Source organism: Streptomyces sp. NPDC048417, assembly GCF_040651615.1.
GTDB lineage: Bacteria > Actinomycetota > Actinomycetes > Streptomycetales > Streptomycetaceae > Streptomyces.
Genome location: NZ_JBEZKI010000014.1, coordinates 247,072 through 268,968, shown reverse-complemented (window position 1 = coordinate 268,968; position 21,897 = coordinate 247,072). Strand labels below are relative to the sequence as shown.

Annotated in this window: 21 protein-coding genes and 1 pseudogene; 9 read left to right on the top strand and 13 right to left on the bottom strand. The window is 70.7% G+C overall.

The window, feature by feature from the left end; all coding sequences use genetic code 11:
- Positions 1 to 383: 383 nt before the first annotated feature.
- On the bottom strand, positions 384 to 1,034 hold the full coding sequence (locus AB0D59_RS23530; RefSeq protein ID WP_362568525.1) for a DNA-3-methyladenine glycosylase: 651 nt from the start codon (positions 1,032 to 1,034) through the stop codon (positions 384 to 386).
- A 136-nt stretch (positions 1,035 to 1,170) separates the two neighbouring features.
- Between AB0D59_RS23530 and AB0D59_RS23525 the strand changes: the two genes are divergently transcribed.
- The 3 genes from AB0D59_RS23525 (at position 1,171) to AB0D59_RS23515 (ending at position 3,235) form a co-directional block, all read left to right on the top strand.
- Positions 1,171 to 1,953: a sporulation protein gene (locus AB0D59_RS23525; RefSeq protein WP_362568522.1), complete on the top strand. Its 783-nt coding sequence runs from the start codon at positions 1,171 to 1,173 to the stop codon at positions 1,951 to 1,953.
- Between the two features lie 65 nt (positions 1,954 to 2,018).
- Positions 2,019 to 2,558 (top strand): YbhB/YbcL family Raf kinase inhibitor-like protein, encoded by a 540-nt coding sequence (locus AB0D59_RS23520; protein WP_362568519.1) that lies wholly within the window; start codon positions 2,019 to 2,021, stop codon positions 2,556 to 2,558.
- A 167-nt stretch (positions 2,559 to 2,725) separates the two neighbouring features.
- Positions 2,726 to 3,235 (top strand): HNH endonuclease, encoded by a 510-nt coding sequence (locus AB0D59_RS23515; RefSeq protein ID WP_362568516.1) that lies wholly within the window; start codon positions 2,726 to 2,728, stop codon positions 3,233 to 3,235.
- A 301-nt stretch (positions 3,236 to 3,536) separates the two neighbouring features.
- On the opposite strand, the gene AB0D59_RS23510 is transcribed toward AB0D59_RS23515, so the two are convergent.
- The 3 genes from AB0D59_RS23510 to AB0D59_RS23500 all read right to left on the bottom strand — a co-directional run bounded on the left by AB0D59_RS23510 (position 3,537) and on the right by AB0D59_RS23500 (position 5,907).
- The gene (locus tag AB0D59_RS23510) at positions 3,537 to 4,481 is read right to left on the bottom strand and encodes an SPFH domain-containing protein (RefSeq protein ID WP_351705772.1); all 945 of its coding nucleotides are present in this window, start codon (positions 4,479 to 4,481) and stop codon (positions 3,537 to 3,539) included.
- 129 nt (positions 4,482 to 4,610) lie between these two features.
- Entirely contained in the window at positions 4,611 to 5,042 is a 432-nt protein-coding gene (locus AB0D59_RS23505) for an NfeD family protein (protein WP_362568513.1), read from the bottom strand.
- Between the two features lie 73 nt (positions 5,043 to 5,115).
- Positions 5,116 to 5,907 (bottom strand): ABC transporter ATP-binding protein, encoded by a 792-nt coding sequence (locus tag AB0D59_RS23500; protein WP_351694571.1) that lies wholly within the window; start codon positions 5,905 to 5,907, stop codon positions 5,116 to 5,118.
- Positions 5,908 to 6,057: 150 nt separating this feature from the next.
- On the opposite strand from AB0D59_RS23500, the gene AB0D59_RS23495 reads away from it, so the two are divergent.
- Entirely contained in the window at positions 6,058 to 6,843 is a 786-nt protein-coding gene (locus AB0D59_RS23495) for a hypothetical protein (RefSeq protein ID WP_362568510.1), read from the top strand.
- Positions 6,844 to 6,855: 12 nt separating this feature from the next.
- On the opposite strand, the pseudogene AB0D59_RS23490 reads toward AB0D59_RS23495, so the two are convergent.
- The 4 genes and pseudogenes from AB0D59_RS23490 to AB0D59_RS23475 all read right to left on the bottom strand — a co-directional run.
- A pseudogene (locus AB0D59_RS23490) lies at positions 6,856 to 7,020 on the bottom strand (chaplin); the annotation flags it as partial.
- A gap of 95 nt (positions 7,021 to 7,115) precedes the next feature.
- Entirely contained in the window at positions 7,116 to 7,364 is a 249-nt protein-coding gene (locus AB0D59_RS23485; protein ID WP_362568507.1) for a chaplin, read from the bottom strand.
- Positions 7,365 to 7,534: 170 nt separating this feature from the next.
- Positions 7,535 to 8,176: a response regulator transcription factor gene (locus tag AB0D59_RS23480; protein WP_362568504.1), complete on the bottom strand. Its 642-nt coding sequence runs from the start codon at positions 8,174 to 8,176 to the stop codon at positions 7,535 to 7,537.
- Positions 8,169 to 9,347 (bottom strand): GAF domain-containing sensor histidine kinase, encoded by a 1,179-nt coding sequence (locus tag AB0D59_RS23475; protein WP_362568501.1) that lies wholly within the window; start codon positions 9,345 to 9,347, stop codon positions 8,169 to 8,171. Before AB0D59_RS23475 ends, AB0D59_RS23480 begins: the two co-directional genes overlap by 8 nt.
- A gap of 224 nt (positions 9,348 to 9,571) precedes the next feature.
- Here AB0D59_RS23475 and AB0D59_RS23470 point away from each other — a divergent pair, with 224 nt between their 5' ends.
- From AB0D59_RS23470 to AB0D59_RS23460, 3 genes are all read left to right on the top strand, one after another.
- The gene (locus tag AB0D59_RS23470; RefSeq protein WP_362568498.1) at positions 9,572 to 10,267 is read left to right on the top strand and encodes an SDR family NAD(P)-dependent oxidoreductase; all 696 of its coding nucleotides are present in this window, start codon (positions 9,572 to 9,574) and stop codon (positions 10,265 to 10,267) included.
- Positions 10,264 to 11,346 carry an S-adenosylmethionine:tRNA ribosyltransferase-isomerase gene (locus AB0D59_RS23465; RefSeq protein WP_362568495.1) on the top strand — a complete coding sequence of 361 codons (1,083 nt, stop codon included), beginning with the start codon at positions 10,264 to 10,266 and terminating at the stop codon, positions 11,344 to 11,346. Before AB0D59_RS23470 ends, AB0D59_RS23465 begins: the two co-directional genes overlap by 4 nt.
- Before the next feature lie 299 nt (positions 11,347 to 11,645).
- Positions 11,646 to 12,515, top strand: coding sequence for a transglycosylase SLT domain-containing protein (locus AB0D59_RS23460; protein ID WP_362568493.1), 870 nt, complete (start codon positions 11,646 to 11,648; stop codon positions 12,513 to 12,515).
- A gap of 81 nt (positions 12,516 to 12,596) precedes the next feature.
- Here the strand turns inward: AB0D59_RS23460 and AB0D59_RS23455 are convergent, their stop codons facing one another.
- Complete coding sequence (locus tag AB0D59_RS23455) at positions 12,597 to 15,128, bottom strand: FHA domain-containing protein (RefSeq protein WP_362568490.1); 2,532 nt, start codon at positions 15,126 to 15,128, stop codon at positions 12,597 to 12,599.
- Between the two features lie 232 nt (positions 15,129 to 15,360).
- Here AB0D59_RS23455 and AB0D59_RS23450 point away from each other — a divergent pair, with 232 nt between their 5' ends.
- Together AB0D59_RS23450 and serB are read left to right on the top strand one after the other, a co-directional pair.
- A complete protein-coding gene (locus tag AB0D59_RS23450; RefSeq protein ID WP_362568487.1) occupies positions 15,361 to 17,703 on the top strand; it encodes a streptophobe family protein in 2,343 nt (780 codons plus the stop codon).
- A 247-nt stretch (positions 17,704 to 17,950) separates the two neighbouring features.
- Positions 17,951 to 19,159 carry a phosphoserine phosphatase SerB gene (gene serB, locus AB0D59_RS23445; RefSeq protein WP_362568484.1) on the top strand — a complete coding sequence of 403 codons (1,209 nt, stop codon included), beginning with the start codon at positions 17,951 to 17,953 and terminating at the stop codon, positions 19,157 to 19,159.
- 96 nt (positions 19,160 to 19,255) lie between these two features.
- Here the strand turns inward: serB and AB0D59_RS23440 are convergent, their stop codons facing one another.
- The 4 genes from AB0D59_RS23440 to AB0D59_RS23425 all read right to left on the bottom strand — a co-directional run bounded on the left by AB0D59_RS23440 (position 19,256) and on the right by AB0D59_RS23425 (position 21,870).
- Entirely contained in the window at positions 19,256 to 19,774 is a 519-nt protein-coding gene (locus tag AB0D59_RS23440) for a histidine phosphatase family protein (RefSeq protein ID WP_362568481.1), read from the bottom strand.
- 79 nt (positions 19,775 to 19,853) lie between these two features.
- A complete protein-coding gene (locus tag AB0D59_RS23435) occupies positions 19,854 to 20,060 on the bottom strand; it encodes a hypothetical protein (RefSeq protein ID WP_362568478.1) in 207 nt (68 codons plus the stop codon).
- Positions 20,061 to 20,228: 168 nt separating this feature from the next.
- Positions 20,229 to 20,345: an SGM_5486 family transporter-associated protein gene (locus tag AB0D59_RS23430; protein WP_089107830.1), complete on the bottom strand. Its 117-nt coding sequence runs from the start codon at positions 20,343 to 20,345 to the stop codon at positions 20,229 to 20,231.
- 223 nt (positions 20,346 to 20,568) lie between these two features.
- The gene (locus tag AB0D59_RS23425; RefSeq protein ID WP_362568475.1) at positions 20,569 to 21,870 is read right to left on the bottom strand and encodes a CynX/NimT family MFS transporter; all 1,302 of its coding nucleotides are present in this window, start codon (positions 21,868 to 21,870) and stop codon (positions 20,569 to 20,571) included.
- Between the last annotated feature and the right edge of the window lie 27 nt (positions 21,871 to 21,897).

Genomic DNA, 21,897 nt, shown 5'->3' with positions numbered 1-21,897 from the left:
ATCTGGCGTTGACTTTTGGCACGCTGTTGAGTTCTCAAGGAACGGTCGCTTCCTTTGTACTCACCCTCTCGGGCTTTCCTCCGGGCTTCCCTTCGTTCTTGCGTTTCCGACTCTATCAGATCCTTTCGGCGTCCGATTCCCGGTCGGCGGGATTGTCTGGGGCTTTCCGGCTTTCGCCTGTCGGCCTTTCGACATTCACTACGTTAGCCGATTCCCAGCGAGACTCATAATCGAGCGCCATGAGTTCGAATTCGGGCATGCGGACATGACGAATTCGACCCCGCCAAGGGAAGTCGTAGTAGTGGGTGGCCGCTTCCGGCTGCTGGCGAATGCCATACCCGGTTCAGCGGCTCGGGCTACATTACGCACCTTCCAGGGACGCGTCAACTTGAGCGGCGCCTGGGTGCGTGGGCCCGATAGGGGCTGACCGTCGGGTCATTGGCAATCCAGTAACGCCAGGGATGTGCGTCGCCATTGCCTCCCTCGCCGGCGACTCCGGTGCGCGGACCGTTCCGCACCTGGTCGGGGGGTACCGGAGTGCCGGTCAGCATCCGCAGCGGTGTCTCACCGGCGGTGCACGCGTCCGTGCCGTCCAGGGCCCGGTCGACGCCCAGGGCGGTGGCCAGGCGGGCCGGACCTTTGGCCAGTTCTCTGTCGTATCGGGCCGAAAGTCGACGTTTGCGTGCGAGGTCGACGCCCTCGACGATCTCGCCAGCGCGGAGCAGGACCGCGCTCGCGGTGCCCACCGGACCGCAGACGAGGTTCATACAGAACCACATGCCGTAGGTGAAGTAGACGTACACATGTCCGGGCGGACCGAACATCACCTCGTTGCGGGGTGTGGGACCGCGATAGGCGTGCGACCCGGGGTCGTTCGGGCCGTCGTACGCCTCCACCTCTGTGATGCGGACCGCGATCGGACCGTCCGGGGTGGTGCGGAGGAGGATGCGGCCGAGGAGGTCGGGGGCGACCTCCAGTACAGGGCGGTCGAAGAAGTCCCTGGGGAGTGACGTACGGTCCGGGGGCGCGATCATGGCGTCCGAGCCTAGTCCAGGCCGGGCGTGCCAAAGGCTGGTCAAGGATTCGTCTCCTTGCCAGGGTGTGGGCCGGAACCGGTCGCGGCCGGATCGCGTTTCTAGGGATCAAGGGTCCGTACGTAAAGGGAGAGTCATGGGGTTCAAGAAGCTGCTCGCGAGCCTGGGGGCCGGTGGGGCTTCCGTCGAGACGGTGCTCACCGAGGTCAACGTCGTGCCGGGCGGTGTCGTCCAGGGTGAGGTGCGGATCCAGGGCGGGTCGGTGAACCAGGAGATCCAGGGGCTGTCCGTGGGTCTCCAGGCGCGGGTCGAGGTGGAGAGCGGCGACGAGGAGTACAAGCAGAACATCGACTTCGGCAAGGCGCGGCTCGGCGGTGCCTTCGAGCTGCAGGCCGGGGCGGTGCACTCGGTGCCGTTCGGGCTGGAGATCCCGTGGGAGACACCCGTCACGATGATCGACGGCCAGGCGCTGCGCGGGATGCACATCGGGGTGACCACCGAGCTGGAGATCGCGCGTGCCGTCGACTCCGGTGACCTGGACCCGATCAACGTGCACCCGCTGCCGGCGCAGAAGGCGATCCTGGACGCCTTCATCCAGCTGGGCTTCCGCTTCAAGAACGCGGACCTGGAGCGCGGTCACATCCGGGGCACCCGTCAGACGCTCCCGTTCTACCAGGAGGTCGAGTTCCACCCGCCGTCCCAGTACCGGGGCCTGAACCAGGTCGAGCTGAGCTTCGTGGCGGACGCGCACGCCATGGACGTCATCCTCGAAATGGACAAGAAGCCGGGACTGTTCAGCGAGGGCAGTGACACCTTCCGGTCGTTCCAGGTGGGTCTGCAGGACTTCCACGGGACCGACTGGGCGGCTTATCTCAACCAGTGGCTGTCCGAGGTCGGCAGCAAGCGCAACTGGTTCTAGGCTCGGGAACCACGGAGTCCGTGACGGTCTCCGTAAGCGATCAGTATCGATCAGGAGGTACCGAGGTGACCGAGCTCAAGCGGCGGCCGCTCCCCCATGACTTCCACCCGCCCGTCCCGTCGTTCACGGTGACGAGCGAGGACGTCGAGGAAGGGGCGGCGCTCAAGGACGCTCAGGTCTACGCGAAGGGCAACACCTCGCCGCAGCTGCGGTGGGAGGGCTTCCCGGCCGGGACCAAGAGCTTCGCCGTGACCTGCTACGACCCGGACGCCCCGACAGGGAGCGGGTTCTGGCACTGGTCCGTGTTCGACATTCCGGCCTCGGTGACCGAGCTGCCTGCGGGAGCCGGCAGCGGCAAGTTCGAGGGCCTGCCCGAGGGCGCCGTACAGGTGCGCAACGACTACGGGTCGAAGGACTTCGGCGGTGCCGCGCCGCCGCCCGGGGACGGGCCGCACCGGTACGTCTTCACGGTGTACGCCGTGGACCAGGAGAAGCTCGGCCCGGACGCCGATGTGTCACCTGCCGTCGCCGGGTTCAATCTGCGGTTCCACGCGATCGCCCGTGCCCAGCTGATCGGCGAGTACGAGAACCCCGAGAAGGGCTGACGCACCACGCGAAATCAGCCAAGCGTTCATTGAACGTTTGCCCGTCCCTGGTCTTGGAAGTGATCAGGGGCGGGCAGTTTTTATTGCGTTGTCCATCTCGGCGCGCCCGTCCAGAGTTGATCCAAGCCCGCCGGGGGTGGGCACGGTGCACATGGGAGGTGGGCTGGATGCGTGACACGCTGGTGCTGAACGCGAGTTTCGAGCCGCTGTCTACGGTGACTCTGAATCGAGCCGTCGTCCTGGTGCTCCAGGACAAGGCCGTCGTCGAGCAGGCCCACCCCGAACTGCGCATGCGCGGTGCCGATGTGGACATACCTGCGCCTCGGGTGATCAGGCTCTGCAGGTATGTACGGGTGCCGTTCCGGAGACAGGCGCCCTGGTCGCGGCGCGGGGTGCTGGTCAGGGACCGGCACCGGTGTGCGTACTGCGGGCGGCGGGCGACGACCGTCGACCATGTGGTGCCGCGGGCCCAGGGCGGTGCGGACTCGTGGCTGAATACGGTGGCCTCCTGCGCGGAGGACAACCATCGGAAGGCGGACCGGACGCCTGAGCAGGCGGGGATGCCGTTGCTTCGGAGGCCGTTCGAGCCTTCGCCGCAGGATGCGATGCTGCTGGCGATGGGGGCCGAGGACCTGGCCGCGCTTCCTGAGTGGCTGTCCGGAGATGTTGCGGCCTAGTGCCGCAGCAGGCGACGTTCGCCCCGTCCCGACGCTCGGCACGCACTCTCGCCGCACCGGCCGAAAGCCCAAGTACATCCAGTACGACGACTTCCGGCCGGCACACCGAGAGCACGCACCGGACGCCGCTCCTTGACGGGCAAACATTGCCTGCCGCGGCACTAGTCGTCTGCCTGGCTGAGTCAGGCTGGCGGCCTCAGGGCGTTCGTGGCTGTTCGCGCCCACGCGGCGGAGCCGCAGATCAAACAGAGCCCCGCGCCCCGAAAAGGCGGGCACGGGGAACGTTCGTCTTCAGGAACCGTCAGTCGATGTTCGGCTTCTCGCGGCGTTCCTGGGCCGGGACGCTGCCACTGCCGCCCGAACCACCGCCCAGGTTGCCGAAGTTGCCCATCGCGCCGGACAGGCCCTTGAGGGCGTCGCCGATCTCGCTGGGGACGATCCAGAGCTTGTTGGCGTCGCCCTCGGCGATCTTCGGGAGCATCTGCAGGTACTGGTAGGAGAGGAGCTTCTGGTCCGGGTCGCCGGCGTGGATCGCCTCGAAGACCGTGCGGACCGCCTGGGCCTCGCCCTCGGCGCGCAGGGCGGCCGCCTTGGCCTCGCCCTCGGCGCGCAGGATCTGGGACTGCTTCTCACCTTCGGCGGTGAGGATCGCGGCCTGCCGCGTACCTTCCGCGGTGAGGATCGCGGCGCGCTTGTCACGGTCGGCGCGCATCTGCTTCTCCATCGAGTCCTGGATGGAGGTCGGCGGCTCGATCGCCTTGAGCTCGACGCGGTTGACGCGGATGCCCCACTTGCCGGTGGCCTCGTCGAGGACGCCGCGCAGGGCCGCGTTGATCTCCTCGCGGGAGGTCAGGGTGCGTTCCAGGTCCATGCCGCCGATGATGTTGCGGAGCGTGGTGACCGTGAGCTGCTCGATGGCCTGGATGTAGCTGGCGACTTCGTAGGTGGCCGCTCGCGCGTCGGTGACCTGGTAGTAGATGACCGTGTCGATGTTCACGACCAGGTTGTCCTGGGTGATCACCGGCTGGGGCGGGAACGGTACGACCTGTTCACGCAGGTCGATGCGGTTGCGGATGGTGTCTATGAACGGAACCACGATGTTCAGGCCCGCGTTCAGGGTCCGTGTGTAGCGGCCGAAGCGCTCGACGATGGCGGCGCTCGCCTGTGGGATGACTTGGATCGTCTTGATCAAGGCGATGAAGACCAACACCACCAGAATGACCAGGACGATGATGACCGGTTCCATCGTCGCTCCCCGTACCCTTCTCCGCCTCGGCGCTCGGCAGATCTTATGGTTGTCGAAGATCTTGCTGGACGAGTCTGACAGACCCTCGCCCAACTCGGGAGTCCTTCCGCTGAGTTGCGTCGTACGAGGTCAGATGACGATGGCCGTGGCCCCCTCGATCTCCACGACATCCACTTCCTCTCCGGCTTCGTAGGCGCGCCCGGTGTCGAGCGAGCGAGCCGACCAGACCTCACCGGCCAGCTTGATCCGTCCGCCGGAGCCGTCGACGCGTTCCAGTACGACGGCCTGCTTGCCCTTCAACGCGTCTATGCCCGTGGCGAGTTGGGGTCGCTGGGCGGCGTGCCGGGCCGCGATGGGCCGTACGACGGCGATCAGGGCGACGGAGACGACGACGAAGACGAGTACCTGGATCACGACGCCCGCGCCGAGTCCGGCGGTGGCCGCGGCGGCCAGCGCGCCGACCGCGAACATGCCGAATTCCGGCATCGCGGTCACCACGAGCGGGATTCCGAGCGCCGCCGCGCCGACGAGCCACCACACCCATGCGTCGATGCTGTTCACATTGTCATGGTAGGGCCGCGGACGCCGACCCGGACAGGGCGCTTTCCCGGGGCGGAACGCCCGTCAGGACCTGTCAGGACAGCGGGAGTCCGTGGGCGGTCCAGCGGTCGCCGAGCTGCTCGACGACGAGCGGGAGGCCGAAGCAGAGGGAGAGGTTGCGGGAGGAGAGTTCGAGCTCCAGGGGGCCGGCGGTGAGGACCTTGCCCTGGCGGATCATCAGGACGTGGGTGAAGCCGGGGGCGATCTCCTCGACATGGTGGGTGACCATGATCATGGAGGGGGCGATCGGGTCGCGGGCGAGCCGGCCGAGGCGGCGGACCAGGTCCTCGCGGCCGCCGAGGTCGAGGCCGGCGGCGGGCTCGTCGAGCAGCAGCAGTTCGGGGTCGGTCATCAGGGCGCGGGCGATCAGGGTGCGCTTGCGCTCGCCCTCGGAGAGGGTGCCGAACTTCCGGTCCACGTAGTCGGTCATGCCGAGCCGGTCGAGGAAGGCGCGGGCGCGCTGCTCGTCGACCTCGTCGTACTCCTCCTGCCAGTGGGCGGTCATGCCGTAGGCGGCGGTGAGCACGGTCTCCAGGACGGTCTGACGCTTGGGGAGCTTCTCGGCCATGGCGATGCCGGCCACGCCGATGCGGGGGCGCAGGTCGAAGACGTCGACCTTGCCGAGGGTGTCGCCGAGGATGGTGGCAGTGCCCTTGCTGGGGAAGAGGTAGCTGGAGGCGATGTTCAGGAGGGTGGTCTTGCCGGCGCCGTTGGGGCCGAGGATGACCCAGCGCTCGCCCTCCTTCACCGACCAGGAGACCTGGTCCACCAGAGCCCGGCCCTCCCGGACCACGGATACGTCCTGAAGCTCCAGAACATCGCTCATGAGCGCGTTGTCTCCCCTTGCAGTGTGGCCGGTCTCGGCTGGCGCGTGCGCCTGTGGCGCGGGCGGCGGCGTCGGTGGGCGCAGCCCTTATGAAATCTACGCCACGAGTGCGGCGCTCCATTCCATCGGTCCGGTCCTTAGGGTGGAGGCATGCTTTCGGAACAGCGTTCAGGACGCCTCGCCGCTTGGGGAAATGCCCTATTGGCCGGACTTGTCTCTCCGGATGACGCCATGCTCGCCATCGTCGGTGAGGACGCGGTACATCGCGTGGAGGGGCTGCCCGGGGAGTCCGCTCCGGTCGGGCTCACGCTGGCGCTGGGGCGGCTGCGGTCGCTGGGGGCGACCGGGCTGCGGGTCGCGCTGCCGGCGTCGGGGCATCCGCTGGGGCTGAGCGGTCCGCCGGAGTTCAACGCGCGGGCCCTGGAGGCCGAGGAGGCGGTGATCTGTTACGGCGCCGCGTTCGGGCTGGTGCCGGAGGTGTACGAGGCCGGCCCCGCCGGTGATGTGCATGTCGAGGTGGTCTGGCATGTGCTGCCGGTACGGGAGGCGCCGCCTGCGGACGTGCCCTCGCTGGGCGAGGCCGAGCGGGAGCTGGCGGAGGCGCTCAGGGACGCGACCGAGCTGCTGTCGAAGCTGGATGTCGCCGGCTCGGGCCCGGTGGCGGAGGCGGCGATCGACGCGTACCGGGCACGGGCCGAGCGGGGGCGGGAGGTGCTGGCCCCCGGTTATCCGCCGCGTGCGGTGCGGGTCCTCGAGCTGGCGCAGCGGGTCGGGTTGCTGATCTCGCTGGCCTACGAGAACGGACACGGAGGCGCGGTGAGCGCGTCGGAGATGGCGGCGCGGTCGCTGGCCCTGCGGCCGGTGGAGCGGACGGCCCGGCGGGCGCAGGTGGCGGCGTACAACTCGGTGGTGGAGGAGCGCGAGCGGGGGCGTTAGGACGCCCGAGGGCTACGCCGGACGGCGTAGCCCTCGACGGTGGGGCCGGTCCTGCTTGTTGACCGCGGTGTTGCCGAACGCGGGGTTCAGGAGGCCGACCACGTTGGCGGAGAGACCGCCGGCGTTGACCGGGACGTTGAGCGGGATCTGGGCGACCAGGCCGGAAGCGACGCCCGGGAGGCGACGGCGTAGGAGTCATGGGGAGCAAAAGCCGACCGGCCTTCCGGGGGCGCCCGGAAGGCCGGAGGTCGATGCCGCGGTGCGGCGCGGTCTCAGTGGTTGAGGCCGAGGTTGCCGAAGGCGGGGTTCAGCACGCCGATGACGTTGACGCTGTTGCCGACGGCGTTGACCGGGATGTGCACCGGGGCCTGGATGACGTTGCCCGAGACGACGCCCGGAGAGCCCTGGGCCCGGCCGTCGGCGTGCGAGCCACCGGTGTGGGCGGAGGCCATCCCCGCGCCCGCGGCCATGATCCCGCCGGCCACCATCGTCACGGCCGCTGCCTTCTTCAGGTTCTTCACTTCTTGAGCCCTCCTTGGCGATCGCCGCGGCGGTCGCCGCGGCACGCACTGAAGAACGCCGGCGGCCGGGAGAGGATGCGCCGTCCGGGTGACATTCCCACGACGGTATGAATCTCAGCCCGTAGGACGACCCTTCATGTTGCCGTCGGTAAAGCGTTACGGAGGGCGTTTCAGCCGGTCACGCCATGGCGTACGGCCCACAGGGCGGCCTGGGTGCGGTCGGCGAGGTCGAGTTTCATCAGGATGTTCGAGACGTGCGTCTTGACGGTCTTCTCGGAGAGCACCAGGGCGCGGGCTATCTCGCGGTTGGAGCGGCCGTCGGCGATCAGCCCGAGCACCTCGCGCTCCCGCTCGGTGAGCGAACCACCCCTGCCCTGGCCGGAGTTGGCCTCCTCCTGGGAGAGCAGAGCACCGGCCACCTCGGGCTGGAGCAGGACATGCCCGGCGTACACCGAGCGGATGGCGGTGGCGAGCGCGTCGGGATCGACGTCCTTGTAGACGTACCCGGCGGCACCGGCGCGCAGGGCCGGGATCACCGTGCGCTGCTCGGTGAAGCTGGTGACGATGAGCACGCGCGCGGGGTTGTCGAGTTCGCGGAGCCTGCGCAGGGCCTCCACGCCGTCCATGCCGGGCATCTTGACGTCCATGAGGACGACGTCGGGGCTCAGCTCCTGGGCGCGCTCGACCCCTTCGGCGCCGTCGGCTGCCTCGCCGACGACCTCTATGTCGTCCTGGACCTCCAGGAAGGTACGCAGGCCCCGGCGGACGACCTGGTGGTCGTCCACGAGCAGGACCCTGATCGCGTCAGCCACCGGGGACCTCCATCTCGATCGTGGTGCCCTTGCCGGGCGCCGATTCCACGGTCAGCGTGCCGCCGACCCCGCTCGCCCGGTCCCGCATGGAGACCAGGCCGAGGTGGCGTCCGGCACTGCGGGTGAGGTGCGGGTCGAAGCCGCTGCCGTCGTCCGTGACCCGCAGCACGGCCCCGCCGCCGCGCCGGTTCACGGTCACGTCGACGTGCTCGCCACCGGAGTGCCGCAGGGCGTTGTGCAGGGCTTCCTGGGCCACCCGGAGCAGTGCCTCCTCCTGGGCGGCGGGCAGGGCGCGGAAGCCGCTGGCGGCGAAGGTCACGCGCGCGCCGTGGGCGCGGTCGAGGACCTGGACCTGGGTGCGGAGGGTGGCGACCAGGCCGTCCTCGTCGAGGGCGGCGGGGCGCAGCTCCACGACGGCCGCGCGCAGTTCGTCGGTGGCCTCGGCGGCGAGCGCGGCCACCTGCTGCAACTCGCCCTTGGCGCGGGAGGGGTCGCGGTCGACCAGGGCGGCGGCGGCCTGGGCGGTCAGGCGCAGGGAGAACAGTTTCTGGCTCACCGCGTCGTGCAGCTCGTGGGCGAGCCGGGAGCGTTCCTCTGCGATGGTCAGCTCGCGGCTGCGCTCGTAGAGGCGGGCGTTGGTGAGGGCGATCGCGGCGTGCTGGGCGAGGATGGAGAGCAGTTCCTCGTCCTCCGCGGTGAAGCCGCAACCGCCCTCGGGCTCGGGGCACCCGGGGTGTGGGGGGCTTTCCTCCACCGAGCGCACCTTGTTCGCCAGGAACAACGCGCCGATGATCTCGTCGCCGTCCCGGATCGGCAGGCCCAGGAAGTCGGACATCTCGGGGTGGGCCGACGGCCAGCCCTCGAAACGGGGGTCCCTGCGGACGTCGGCGAGCCTCTCGACCTTCGCCTCGTGGAGCATCGCGGCGAGGATGCCGTGCTGGCGCGGGAGCGGGCCGATGGCCTTCCACTGGGCGTCGGTGACGCCGTCGACGACGAACTGGGCGAAGCCGCCGTGGTCGTCGGGGACCCCGAGCGCCGCGTACTGCGCGTCGAGCAGCTCACGGGCGGAGGCGACGATCGTCTTGAGGACGTCGCGCACCTCCAGGTGCCTGCTCATGGCCAGCAGCGCGGCGCTGACCGCCGCGAGGCCGGACCGGGGACCTTGACTCATGCCCTCACGGTACCGGCGGGGTGTGACACCGCGGATCGGCCGATGGTGGCGGGGCCTGGGCCGATGGCCGTAGGACCGGAGTCCTAGGGCGCAGGCCCCGGACCGGCGGCGTAGTCCGAAGGACCCGCCGGATTGCGGCCCGCGTCCGAGGCGGCCGGGGCGGTGCGGTTCCTAGGTTGAGGTCACCGCCGACGGAGGCGGACGGAGCCGAGGGGACGGTTGTCATGCCGGTAGCGATCATCACGGGGGCGTCGAAGGGGCTGGGACGGGCGCTGGCCAAGGCGCTGGCCGCTCGCGGCTGGGACCTGGTGCTGGACGCCAGGGGCACGGGGGCGCTGAAGGAGGCGGCGGAGGCCGTCGCGGGGCCGGGGACGCGGGTGGCGGCGCTGCCCGGCGATGTCACGGACGCCGGGCACCGGGCCGAGCTGGTGGCCGCCGCGCGTCGGCTGGGTGGGCTGGACCTGCTGGTGAGCAATGCCAGCGCGCTGGGTGCCGAGCCGCTGGTGCGCCTCGGCGAGCTGCCCCTGGCGGGGCTGCGCCGGGCGCTGGAGGTGAATGTGGTGGCGGCGCTGGGCCTGGTCCAGGAGGCGTTGCCGCTGCTGCGGGAGTCGGCGGCGGGGGCGGTGGTCGCGGTCAGCTCGGACGCGGGCGCGGAGGCGTACGAGACCTGGGGCGGCTACGGCGCCTCGAAGGCGGCCCTGGACCAGCTGGCGGCCGTGCTCGGCGTGGAGGAGCCGGGGCTGCGGGTGTGGGCGGTGGATCCCGGGGACATGGCGACCGGCCTGTACGCGGCGGCGGTACCGGACGACGACGATCCACGGCCGGCGCCGGAGAGCGTCGTGCCGGCGTTCCTGCGGTTGCTCGACGAGCGGCCGGCGAGCGGGCGGTACGGGGCGCCGGCTCTGGTGGAGGGACGATGACGACAGCTCTGCGGGTGCCGGAGGAGCTGTCCGCGCGGGTGCCGGCCGAGCAGCGCGGGCCGGGGCTGGAGCGGGATGCCGTACGGCTGCTGGTGTCGCGCGGGACGGCGGTGTCGCATCACGCCTTCGCCGAGCTGCCGGTGCTGCTGCGGGCCGGGGACCTGCTGGTGGTGAACACCTCGCCGACGCTGGCGGCCGCCGTGGACGGGCGGGTCGGGCACGCGCGCGTGGTGGTGCACTTCTCCACGCGCGGGGACGACGGCCGGTGGGCGGTCGAGCTGCGGGAGCCGGACGGCAGGGGAACCACACGCGCGCGTGCGGGCACATCCGCGGGGAGCGAGGTGTGGCTGCCCGGGGGCGGGCGGCTGGTCCTGGCTGAGCCGCTGAGTGCGCGGGGCGAGCGGCTGTGGTGGGCGCGGGCCTCGGGGGACGTGCCGGGGATGCTGCGGGAGCACGGGCGGCCCATTCGTTACTCCTATACAGAGCGGGACCAGCCGTTGTCCGTGTACCAGACGGTGTTCGCGCTGCCCTCGGCCGACGGCGCCGGGAGTGCGGAGATGCCGAGTGCGGCGCGGCCCTTCACCGCGCGGCTGGTGGCGGAGCTGGTGAGCCGGGGTGTGCAGTTCGCGCCGATCACGCTGCACACGGGGGTGTCGTCGGCGGAGGCGCACGAGCCGCCGTACGCGGAACGTTTCGCGGTGCCGGAGGCGTCGGCGCGGCTGATCAACGCGGCCAGGGCGGGTGGCAGGCGGGTCGTCGCCGTCGGGACGACCGCCGTGCGGGCCGTGGAGTCGGCCGCCGGGCCCGACGGGGTGGTGCGGGCGGCCGAGGGGTGGACGGAGCTCGTCGTGACGCCCGAGCGCGGGGTGCGGGTGGTGGACGGACTGCTGACCGGGCTGCACGAGCCGGAGGCCTCGCATCTGCTGATGCTGGAGGCGGTCGCGGGACGGCCCGCGGTCGACCGCAGCTACGAGGAGGCGCTGCGCGGGCTCTACCTGTGGCACGAGTTCGGGGACGTGCACCTCATCCTCCCGGAGGAGAGGCCTCACACAGAGCATTGCGCCAGCAACTCCCGGTGAGATTCATGTGCGGCCGATGTGAGGCCGCACATAGGGCGCACATCACGTACGAACGGACATAGGAGATAAGGGGTCCTGCGGTGAACGGGGCAGACTGCCTAGTCTGTCCCGTTTTGCCCTTCCGGGCTCTACTACCGGGGATCGTACGTCACACCTTTGCCAGGGCATTTTGCGGCCGCTAACAATGGCTCCCGTCGCTCAACACCGCGGGTTCCCCTCGCGGTGTTCGTGCAGGAGGAGCCGGTCTCCCCCGCGGACAAAACGAGCGACCTCCGCGCTATCCGAAGAGGTCCACCGCCATGCCCAAGCACAGCCACAGTCCCACGCTGACCAAGCATCACAAGATCGCGCTCGCCGGTGTCGCCACGCTCGGCGCCGCCGCCGCCCTCGCCTTCTCCGCCGTGCCCAGCAGCGCGGAGACCCTCGCGACCGGGTCCCCCCAGACCGCGGCCCAGGTGGCCTACGGCACGGAGCAGATCAAGGACGTCAAGGGCACGGTCACCGACCAGCTCGCGTTCCAGAACGTCAAGGTCGAGGCGATCGCCGCCAAGAAGAAGGCGGCCACGCCCCACACCCTGCACATGGCCCACGTGAAGCAGGCCCACGCCCGGCACGTGGCCCACGTCAAGAAGGTCCAGGCGGCGCACGCGGCCCACACGGCGCACGTGAAGAAGGCCCACGCGGCCCACACCGCCAAGGTCAAGGCCGCCCACGCCGCCCACGTGAAGCACGTCGAGGCCGCCGCCAAGCAGGCCGCCCACGCCGCCCACGTGAAGCACGCCGCCAAGCAGGCCGCGAGCCGGTCCGCGCAGCGCCCGCAGATCCAGCAGGTCGCCGCGAAGACCTACTCGAACAACCTCGACGGCTGGATCCGCCAGGCCCTCGACATCATGAAGACCAAGGGCATCCCGGGCTCCTACAACGGCCTGCACCGCAACATCATGCGGGAGTCCTCCGGCAACCCGAACGCCATCAACAACTGGGACATCAACGCCATCAACGGCGTCCCGTCCAAGGGCCTGCTCCAGGTCATCCCGCCGACCTTCTCGACGTACCACGTCAACGGCACGTCCTGGAACATCTACGACCCGGTGGCCAACATCACCGCCGCCGCCAACTACGCGGCCAACCGGTACGGCTCGATCGACAACGTCAACAGCGCGTACTGAGGCCGGCGCGGACCTCTGCACGCACACGCCGAAGGGCGGCACCCCACTGCGGGGCGCCGCCCTTCGGCGTCGTACGGGCGACTACTTGCGCATGACCTCGGGCTCGTGGCGGCGCAGGAAGCGGGCCACCAGGAAGCCGCAGATCACCCCGAGGACGATCAGCGCGGCCATGTCCATGGTCCAGGCGCCGGCCGTGTGGTTCCACAGCGGGTCCGTGCTGGTCGGGTCGTCGGTGTTGGGCGCGATGTTGTTGAAGTCCAGCGTGGCGCCGTCGGCGCCCACCGCCCAGCGGGACGGCATCAGGTACGAGACCTGGTTGACGCCGACCGCTCCGTTCAGGTTGAACAGGCAGCCGGTGAAGACGACCTGGATGATCGCGAACATCACCAGCAGCGGCATGGTCTTCTCGGAGGTCTTCACCAGCGAGGAGATGACCAGGCCGAACATCATCGAGGTGAAGCCGAGCCCCATGATCGGGATACAGAGCTCCAAGAGGGTGGAGTGGCCGAGGACCACGCCCTCACCCGGGATCTCGCGGCTGGAGAAGCCGATCAGGCCGACCATCAGGCCCTGCAGCACGGTGATCACGCCGAGCACGACCACCTTGGACATCAGATACGCCGACCGGGACAGGCCGGTCGCCCGCTCCCGTTCGTAGATGACCCGTTCCTTGATCAGCTCACGCACGGAGTTCGCGGCGCCCGCGAAACAGGCGCCGACGGCGAGGATCAGCAGGACCGTGGTCGCCGTGCCGTTCGGGACCGGCACCCCGGTCTTCGAGTTCACCGGGTTGACCAGCAGTCCCTTGTCGCTGTCGATCAGCAGACTGACCGCGCCGAGCACGGCCGGCAGGATCACCGTCAGCAACAGGAAGCCCTTGTCGGAGGCGATGACCGCCACGTACCGGCGCACCAGGGTCAGCAGCTGCGACCCCCAGCTCTGCGGCTTCTTCGGCCGCATCGCCTGCATCGCGGGCATCTGTACGGACTGCGGCGCGATGGCGTCGATGTCCGCGGCGTACATCTGGTAGTGCTGCGAGCCCTTCCAGCGGCCCGCCCAGTCGTAGTCGCGGTAGTTCTCGAAGGCGGAGAAGACATCGGCCCAGGTGTCGTAGCCGAAGAAGTTCAGCGCCTCCTCGGGCGGGCCGAAGTAGGCGACCGAACCGCCCGGCGCCATCACCAGGAGCTTGTCGCACAGCGCCAGCTCGGCCACCGAGTGGGTGACGACGAGGACCGTACGGCCGTCGTCGGCGAGGCCGCGCAGCAGCTGCATGACATCGCGGTCCATGCCCGGGTCGAGGCCCGAGGTGGGCTCGTCGAGGAAGATCAGCGACGGCTTGGTGAGCAGCTCCAGGGCCACCGAGACCCGCTTGCGCTGACCGCCCGAGAGGGACGTGACCTTCTTGTCCTTGTGGATGTCGAGCTTCAGCTCGCGCAGCACCTCGTCGATGCGGTCGTCGCGCTCCTGCCCGGTGGTGTCGGCCGGGAAGCGCAGCTTGGCCGCGTACTTGAGGGCCTTCTTGACGGTCAGCTCCTTGTGCAGGATGTCGTCCTGCGGGACCAGACCGATGCGCTGGCGCAGCTCGGCGAACTGCTTGTAGAGGTTGCGGTTGTCGTACAGCACCTCGCCCTCGTTGGCCGGGCGGTAGCCGGTGAGCGCCTTGAGCAGGGTCGACTTTCCGGATCCCGACGGACCGATGACCGCGATCACGGACTTCTCCGGTACACCGAAGGAGACGTCCTTGAGGATCTGCTTGCCGCCGTCCACCGTGACCGTCAAGTGCCGTGCGGAGAAGGAGACTTCGCCGGTGTCGACGAACTCCTCCAGCCGGTCGCCGATGATCCGGAAGGTGGAGTGGCCGACGCCGACGATGTCGTTCGGGCCGAGCAGCGCGGTGCCGCCCTTGGCGATCGCGACACCGTTGACGTACGTGCCGTTGTGCGAGCCCAGGTCGCGGATCTCCATACGGCCGTCCGGCGTGGAGTGGAACTCCGCGTGGTGGCGCGAGACTTGCAGGTCGGACACGACCAGCTCGTTCTCCAGGGCTCGGCCGATGCGCATCACGCGGCCGATGGAGAACTGGTGGAACGTGGTCGGGCTGCGGTCGCCGTAGACCGGCGGCGCCCCCGCGCCACCGCCGGAGGCCATGGCCGGGGCGCCCTGCTGCTGCGGGATCGCCGACGGGGCCTGCTGCCAGTCCTGTAGCGGAGCCGACTGCTGCGGAGCCGGCGGCTGGGACCAGCCCGCGCCGCCCGCGCCCTGCGCCGCGTACGGCTGCTGCTGGGGCTGCGGTTGGGCGGTGGGGGCCGCGGCGCCGGAGAGGCTCAGCCGTGGTCCGTCGTTCGCGTTGCCGAGGTGGACGGCCGAGCCCGGGCCGATCTCCGTCCGCTGGATCCGCTGGCTCCGCACGAAGGTGCCGTTGGTACTGCCGTGGTCCTCGATGACCCAACTGCGGCCGTCGAAGCTGATCGTGGCGTGCCGCCAGGAGACCCTGGCGTCGTCGAACACGAGGTCCCCCTGCGGATCGCGTCCGAGGGTGTATGACCTGGACGGGTCGAGCGTCCAGGTACGTCCGTTTGATTCCAGTACGAGTTCCGGCACTCCAAGCCCCATGAGTAGTCCCCCGAGTTACCCCCATCACAGGGAGTCTAGGGATGTCGAACATCGTCGGGAACTATTTCAGGCTCGGCCCTCTGACCGAAAGTCGGACCTTGCGGAGTCCTCCTGCGAGCGCTTCAACTCTTTCCGTTGACGGGGTTGAAACCGGGCCGGAGAGTGGTAATCCACGCGAGGGGGACAAGCGCGGCGGAGCGGCCCGGCGCGTCCGCGGATCGGGGGGTCAGCCATGGGTTCTGGCACGTCCGGCACGGCAGTCGAGAACACGGGGCACGGCGCGCGGCTGCCGTGGGGTGACATCCTGCTGGCCGCGATCGCCGCGGTGAGCTGGGCGTTGATCGGCATGGCGGGTACGGCGGCGCTGGGTCTGCACCTGCTGGGGGCCGACGCGGCGGGCTCCCTGGGCCCGATGACAGCGGCGGTTGTGGCACTCGGGGCGGGTGGTTCGGTCACGCCGAACGGAGATCTGTCTGCATTCGGTCTGAAAGGGGCGGAGGCCACCACGGCCATCGAGATCACGCCATTGGGTGTGAGTCTGGTGGGAGCCCTCCTCCTGTCCTGGTTCTTCTTACGGTCCCTGCGCACGGCCGGAGTTGTGATCGCGCCGGCCGAACTGCTCGCCCGCGCGGGCTCGGTGGTGGTGCTGTTCGTGGCGACGCTGGGCGGACTGGCCTGGGCCGGGCACTCGGTCGTGACCATCGATGGCGGGGCGCTGGGGCTGGACAAGCTGCCGGGCACCGGCGGCGGAGGGGGCGGTCTCAAGATCCCCGGCATCGGGGATGTCGGCGGGCTGCTGCCGGACCGCATCGGCGACCTCGTGCACGCGAACGCGGCGGTCGGCTTCAGCGTGGACACGGCGGCGACCCTGCTCGGCGGGCTCGGATGGGCGGTCGGCATCCTGCTGATCGCTCTGCTGGCCTCGCGCCGCACTCCGCTGCCGCGCGGCTGGGACGCGGTGCACCGGGTGGTACGGCCGGCGGTCTCGGCGCTGGTGACGGTACTGCTGGTGGCGGTCGCGGCGGGCTGGGCGGCGGCGGCCTTCGCGGCCGTCGGCGACCCGCACCCGGGCCGGATCATGGGAGCGGCGCTGCTCGGCGCCCCGAACGGCGTCTGGCTCGGCATCCCGATCGGCCTCTTCGTACCGTTCGACGGCAGGGCGACGGGCATCCTCACCATGTTCCTGCCGCACCCCCTGGACGACCTCCTGAACTCGCCGTCCGGCCAGTCGGTGACCCTGGGCCACCTGGCCGACCTGGACGGACGGGTGTGGCTGCTGGGCATCGCCGCGGCCCTGCTGATGCTGCTGGCCGGGGTGTTCACGGCGGTCCGGACGCCGGTGGCCGGCCGTGGGGCGGGGGCGGGTGCGCCGCGAGGCTCACGCGCTGACGCGGACGGCGGGGGCGGGCGGGGCTCACGCGGTGACGCGGACGGCGGGGGCGGGCGGGGCCCGAATCCGGGCGCGCTCGCGTTCGCCGGGCGGTGCGCGGTGCGGCTGGGGATCGCGACCGCGCTCACGCTGCCGTTACTGGCCTGGCTGACGGACGTGTCCGTGGACGCCTCGCTGTCGGTGCTGGGCTTCGACGCCTTCGGCGCCGGCATCGAACTGCACGGGCAGCTGGGCATGGCCCTGCTCCTCGGTGCTGCGTGGGGTGCGGCGGCGGGGGCGGCGGGGGCACTGCTGGCATGGGCAACCGGTGCGGCCGGCGCCCACACGGCACGACTGGCACTGGGTGACGCGGGGGCCGGGCCGACGTACCCGGTGGGGTCTGAGACGCCGGGACGGACCGGAAGCGGTGGGTCTGCGGGGCCTTACGCACCGGGGACCCCGCACCGCCCGCCGAATCCGCGGACGAACCCCTATCTCCGGGTACCGAACGAGCTACGCGAGCCAGGCAGCGCCGACCGGGAGGCCCGACCCGAGAGGCCGGGGGAACGGCGGGGCCCGGGGCCGTACGACGCAGGGGCATCGTGGCCCGACGCACGGCAGGAACCGCAGGCCCAGGCGCCGTACGACAGCCGGACGCCCCGGCGCGACGCGCCGTGGCAATCGCAGGCGCCGGGCCCGTACGACAGGCAGACGCCCCGGCCCGACACGCCGCGGGAACCGCAGTCCCCGGGGCCGTACGACGCAGGGGCACCCTGGCCCGACACGCGGCAAGGACCGCAGGACTCCAGGCCGGCTGACGAACGGGGCGGTCGGCCCGGGGGTGCGCGGGACTCGGCGGGGCCGTACGGCGGTCCGGGGCCGGGGGTGGCGCCGGCGGGTGGTCCGGGCCATCGGTCGCCGTCGGGCGCGTCGTCCCCGGCGGACGACCGGTCCCCCGACGGTCGGCGGTCGGCGGAGGAGTGGCGGCACGGTAGCGGCGGTGACTCCTTTGACGTACCGCCCGGTGCCGGCGATCTGTACGGCGCTCCCACCATGGCCCGGCCGGTCGACCCGCCGCCTCGCTCCTCGCGACGTGGCCGAAGGGCCCCGGACGGTCCGGACGGCCCGGACGGTCCGGCCGCGGGCCCGCCGCCTCCTCCCCCGCCTCCGCCACCGCCACCGCCACCCACGCGGCCCCGCCGGTGAGGTCACTCGTCGGAGCGGGGCACGGCGGTGCGGACCGGTGTCGTCCGTACCGCGCGTGGAGCGGCACTGAACTGTGCGTGAAGGCGCGGTCAGGGAGTATCCCCATTCCGGCCGCCGACATCGCACGCACGTTCGCCCGTTGTACGGAAGCAAGGCCTCCGACACCGATCCGACACTTGTTGTTCCATGTCCGTCAGGCGGACCACCTGCGCCGCAGGCACTGCGTGCCGGTTACGGTGGTTACACCATGAGCGATCCTCAGACCTCCGAGGTCCCCACTCTCCTCGTCAAGATTTTCGGCAAGGACAGGCCGGGCATCACGGCCGGCCTCTTCGACACCCTTGCCGCGTACATGGTCGACGTGGTCGACATCGAGCAGGTCGTCACGCGAGGCCGTCTGGTGCTGTGCGCGCTCGTGACCCAGCCCGCGGCGGGACTTGAGGGCGACCTCAGGGCGACCGTGCACAGCTGGGCCGAGTCCGTGAAGATGCAGGCGGAGATCATCTCCGGCCACGGCGACAACCGCCCGCGCGGACTCGGCCGTTCCCTGGTCACCGTCCTCGGCCACCCCCTCACCGCCGAGTCGACGGCCGCCATCGCCGCCCGGATCGCCAAGGCGGGCGGCAACATCGACCGTATCTTCCGGCTCGCCAAGTACCCGGTGACGGCAGTGGAGTTCGCGGTGTCCGGTGTGGGGACCGAGGCGCTGCGCACCGCCCTGGTCTCGGACGCGGCGGAACTCGGCGTGGATATCGCCGTCGTCGCGGCCGGCCTGCACCGGCGGGCCCAGCGTCTGGTGGTCATGGACGTGGACTCGACGCTCATCCAGGACGAGGTGATCGAACTCTTCGCCGCGCACGCCGGCTGCGAGGACGAGGTCGCCGAGGTGACGGCGGCCGCGATGCGCGGGGAGCTGGACTTCGAGCAGTCCCTGCACGCGCGCGTGGCGCTGCTGAAGGGGCTGGACGAGTCGGTCGTGCAGAAGGTGCGCTCCGAGGTGCGGCTGACGCCGGGCGCCCGGACCCTGATCCGTACGCTGAAGCGGCTCGGCTACCAAGTCGGCGTCGTCTCGGGCGGCTTCACCCAGGTCACCGACGATCTCCAGGAGCGGCTCGGGCTGGACTTCGCCCAGGCCAACACGCTGGAGATCGTCGACGGAAAGCTCACCGGCCGGGTGACCGGCGAGATCGTGGACCGTGCGGGCAAGGCGCGGCTGCTGCGCCGGTTCGCCGCCGCGGCGGGCGTACCGCTGTCGCAGACGGTGGCCATCGGTGACGGCGCCAACGACCTGGACATGCTGAACGCGGCCGGTCTCGGTGTCGCCTTCAACGCCAAGCCGGTCGTCCGCAAGGCCGCGCACACGGCGGTGAACTTCCCCTTCCTGGACACGGTCCTGTATCTGCTGGGCGTCACCCGCGAAGAGGTCGAGGCGGCGGACACCCACGACGAGAGCTGAACCGCCCGGCGGTCCTGTCGCGAGGGCCCGGCACCGAGGAGATCGGCGCCGGGCCCCTTGTCGTCCGCGCCGGAGGGCGGTGGTCGTACGGTGGTCTCAGTCGGAGGGCGCCCAGTAGTCCACGAGTGTGGCCGCGCCCGGTTCCAGGCTCTTCCAGGAGCCCTCGAAGGTCATGACGGCGAAGGCGGCGGCGGGAAAGCCCCGGCGGTTCATCCGGTCGCGGGCGTCGCCCTCGGAACTGCCGGTCAGGACCTCGGTCACCCCGTGCACGCTGGGGTTGTGGCCGATGAGGATAACGTCCTGCGCGTCGTCGGGCACCTCGTTGAGCACGGCGATCAGCTCACCAGGAGAGGCGTCGTACACCCGCTCCTCGTAGACTGTTTTCGGCCGGTGCGCGAGCTCATGGACAGCGAGCTTCCAGGTCTCCCGGGTGCGCACGGAGGTGGAGCACAGGGCCAGGTCGAAGGCGATACCGCTGTCCGCCAGCTTGCGTCCGGCGACCGCGGCGTCCATTCGGCCCCGCTCAGCGAGCGGTCGCTCGTGGTCGGTCACCTGTGGCCAGTCGGCTTTCGCATGGCGGAAGAAGACGATCCTGCGGGATTCTGCGACGCTCATGTCACCCAGCTTCGCATGAAACAGGCCATCGGGCGCAGGGAGTTGACATGCGGCTTCGCCCGGTCCGAAGGCTGTGGGGCTAACGCGTGACGATCTGCTGGACCCGCTCGACAAGATGGGTGACGGCCGGGTCACCGGTGGTCGCGTGAGCGTCCACCGGGTTCAGTATCAGCACCAGCAGGGCGACGAAGGCGAGCGCGGGCAGGGCGAGGGCCCACCAGGGCAGCCGGACGTCGACGCTGCCCGGGGTGGCGGGGTGGGGCAGGGTGTGCGTACGGACCGGCATGATCGCCTCCGCTGGTCTCCGGGCTTCGGTGACCGTCTCTCGCGGCCACAACTCGAAATTACGGAATCCGCGGCGGTCAACCCATCCGGTGATCCACCCACTTGACCCTGACCCTCACCCCCTAGGGGATGGTGGTGCTAGCCCCACCATCGGCCACCGGGGCGATGGTCAGGGCGACGCGAGGGTCGCGATGACAGCGATGACGATGAAGATGGCGAAGAACGAGCCGAAGACGATCAGCATCTTCTTCTGACCGTTCTGGGGGTTCGGGTCGAGCACTGGCATGCCACCAGTCTGGCACCCCTCGAAGGGGACGGATCGGGCGGGGTGCCCACGACACGCCACCGGGACGCACCAGGCCACCGGGACGCACCACGCGGCCCGGGACGCCGACAGGACCGGGGCGGCGTCCTGGCGGGCCACGTCGGCGCCAGCCGGCCGCGGCCGGTCGGTATCGGCGTCGGCGTCGGCGTCGGCGTCGGCCGGTTACGGCCGGTGGGACTCGGTCTCAGCCGGCCGCCGCCGCCTCGTCCTCGACCGTGCGGTCGCGGCCCGCCAGGATGCCGACGGCCATCTGCGGGATCATCAGAGCGGCCATGAGGGCGATCGGCAGGCCCCAGCCACCGCTGTGCTGGTAGAGCACGCCCACCAGCAGCGGGCCCGGGATGGAGATGAGGTAGCCGACGCTCTGGGCGAAGGCGGAGAGCTGCACGACGCCCGCGCCGGTCCGGGACCGCATCCCGACCATGGTGAGGGCCAGCGGAAAGGCACAGTTGGAGACGCCGAGCAGCAGGGCCCAGGCCCAGGCACCGCCGGCGGGGGCGGCCCACAGGCCGGCGTATCCGGCGAGGCCGCAGACGCCCAGCGCGATCACGATCGGCCCCTGCTGCGGCAGCCGGGTGGCCACGCGCGGGATGACGAAGGCCAGCGGTACGCCCATCACCATGGTGACGGCCAGCAGCAGTCCGGCGGTGCCCGCGGGCACGCCCGCGTCCCGGAAGATCTGCGCCATCCAGCCCATCGTGATGTAGGCGGCGGTGGCCTGGAGCCCGAAGAACACGGCGAGCGCCCAGGCGGTACGGCTGCGGGTGATCCGCAGGGCGGGCGGCTGCCGGTCCGCACGCGCGCGTGCCTCGGCCACGGGCGCCGGCACCGGTCCCCGGTCCCGGACCAGCGGAAGCCACGGCAGCACCGCGACCGCCGCCAACCCCGCCCACACCGCGAGCCCGGACTGCCAGCCGCCGCCCAGCGCGTCGGTCACAGGCACGGTCACCGCGGCGGCGATCGAGGTGCCGGCGGCGAGGGCCATCGAGTACAGGCCGGTCATGGAGCCGACCCGGTCGGGGAACCAGCGCTTGACGATGACCGGCATCAGCACGTTGCTGACCGCTATGCCCATGAGCGCGAGCGCGCTGCCGGCCAGGAATCCGATGGCGCCGCCGACGTACGGGCGTATCAGCAGACCGGCCGTGATGGCGACCATGCCGGCGCAGACCACCGCCGACGGGCCGAAGCGGCGGGCCAGCCGGGGGGCCATGACGCCGAAGACGGCGAAGCAGAGCGGCGGTACGGAGGTGAGCAGTCCGGCCACGCTGCCGCTCATGCCGAGCCCGTCGCGGACCTCCTCCAGGAGCGCGCCGAGGCTGGTGATGGCGGGCCGGAGGTTGACGGCGGCCAGCAGGATGCCGACGACGAACAGCCGTGTCGTCCACGCGCGCGTGCCGTTCACCGGCCCCCCGCCGGGTTCCGTCGGACGTGCTGTCGTGGATGTCGTCGTAGTGGTTTCCTCGGCTCCCATGACGCCCATCATAGAATCATGGGATGATTGGTTGTCCAG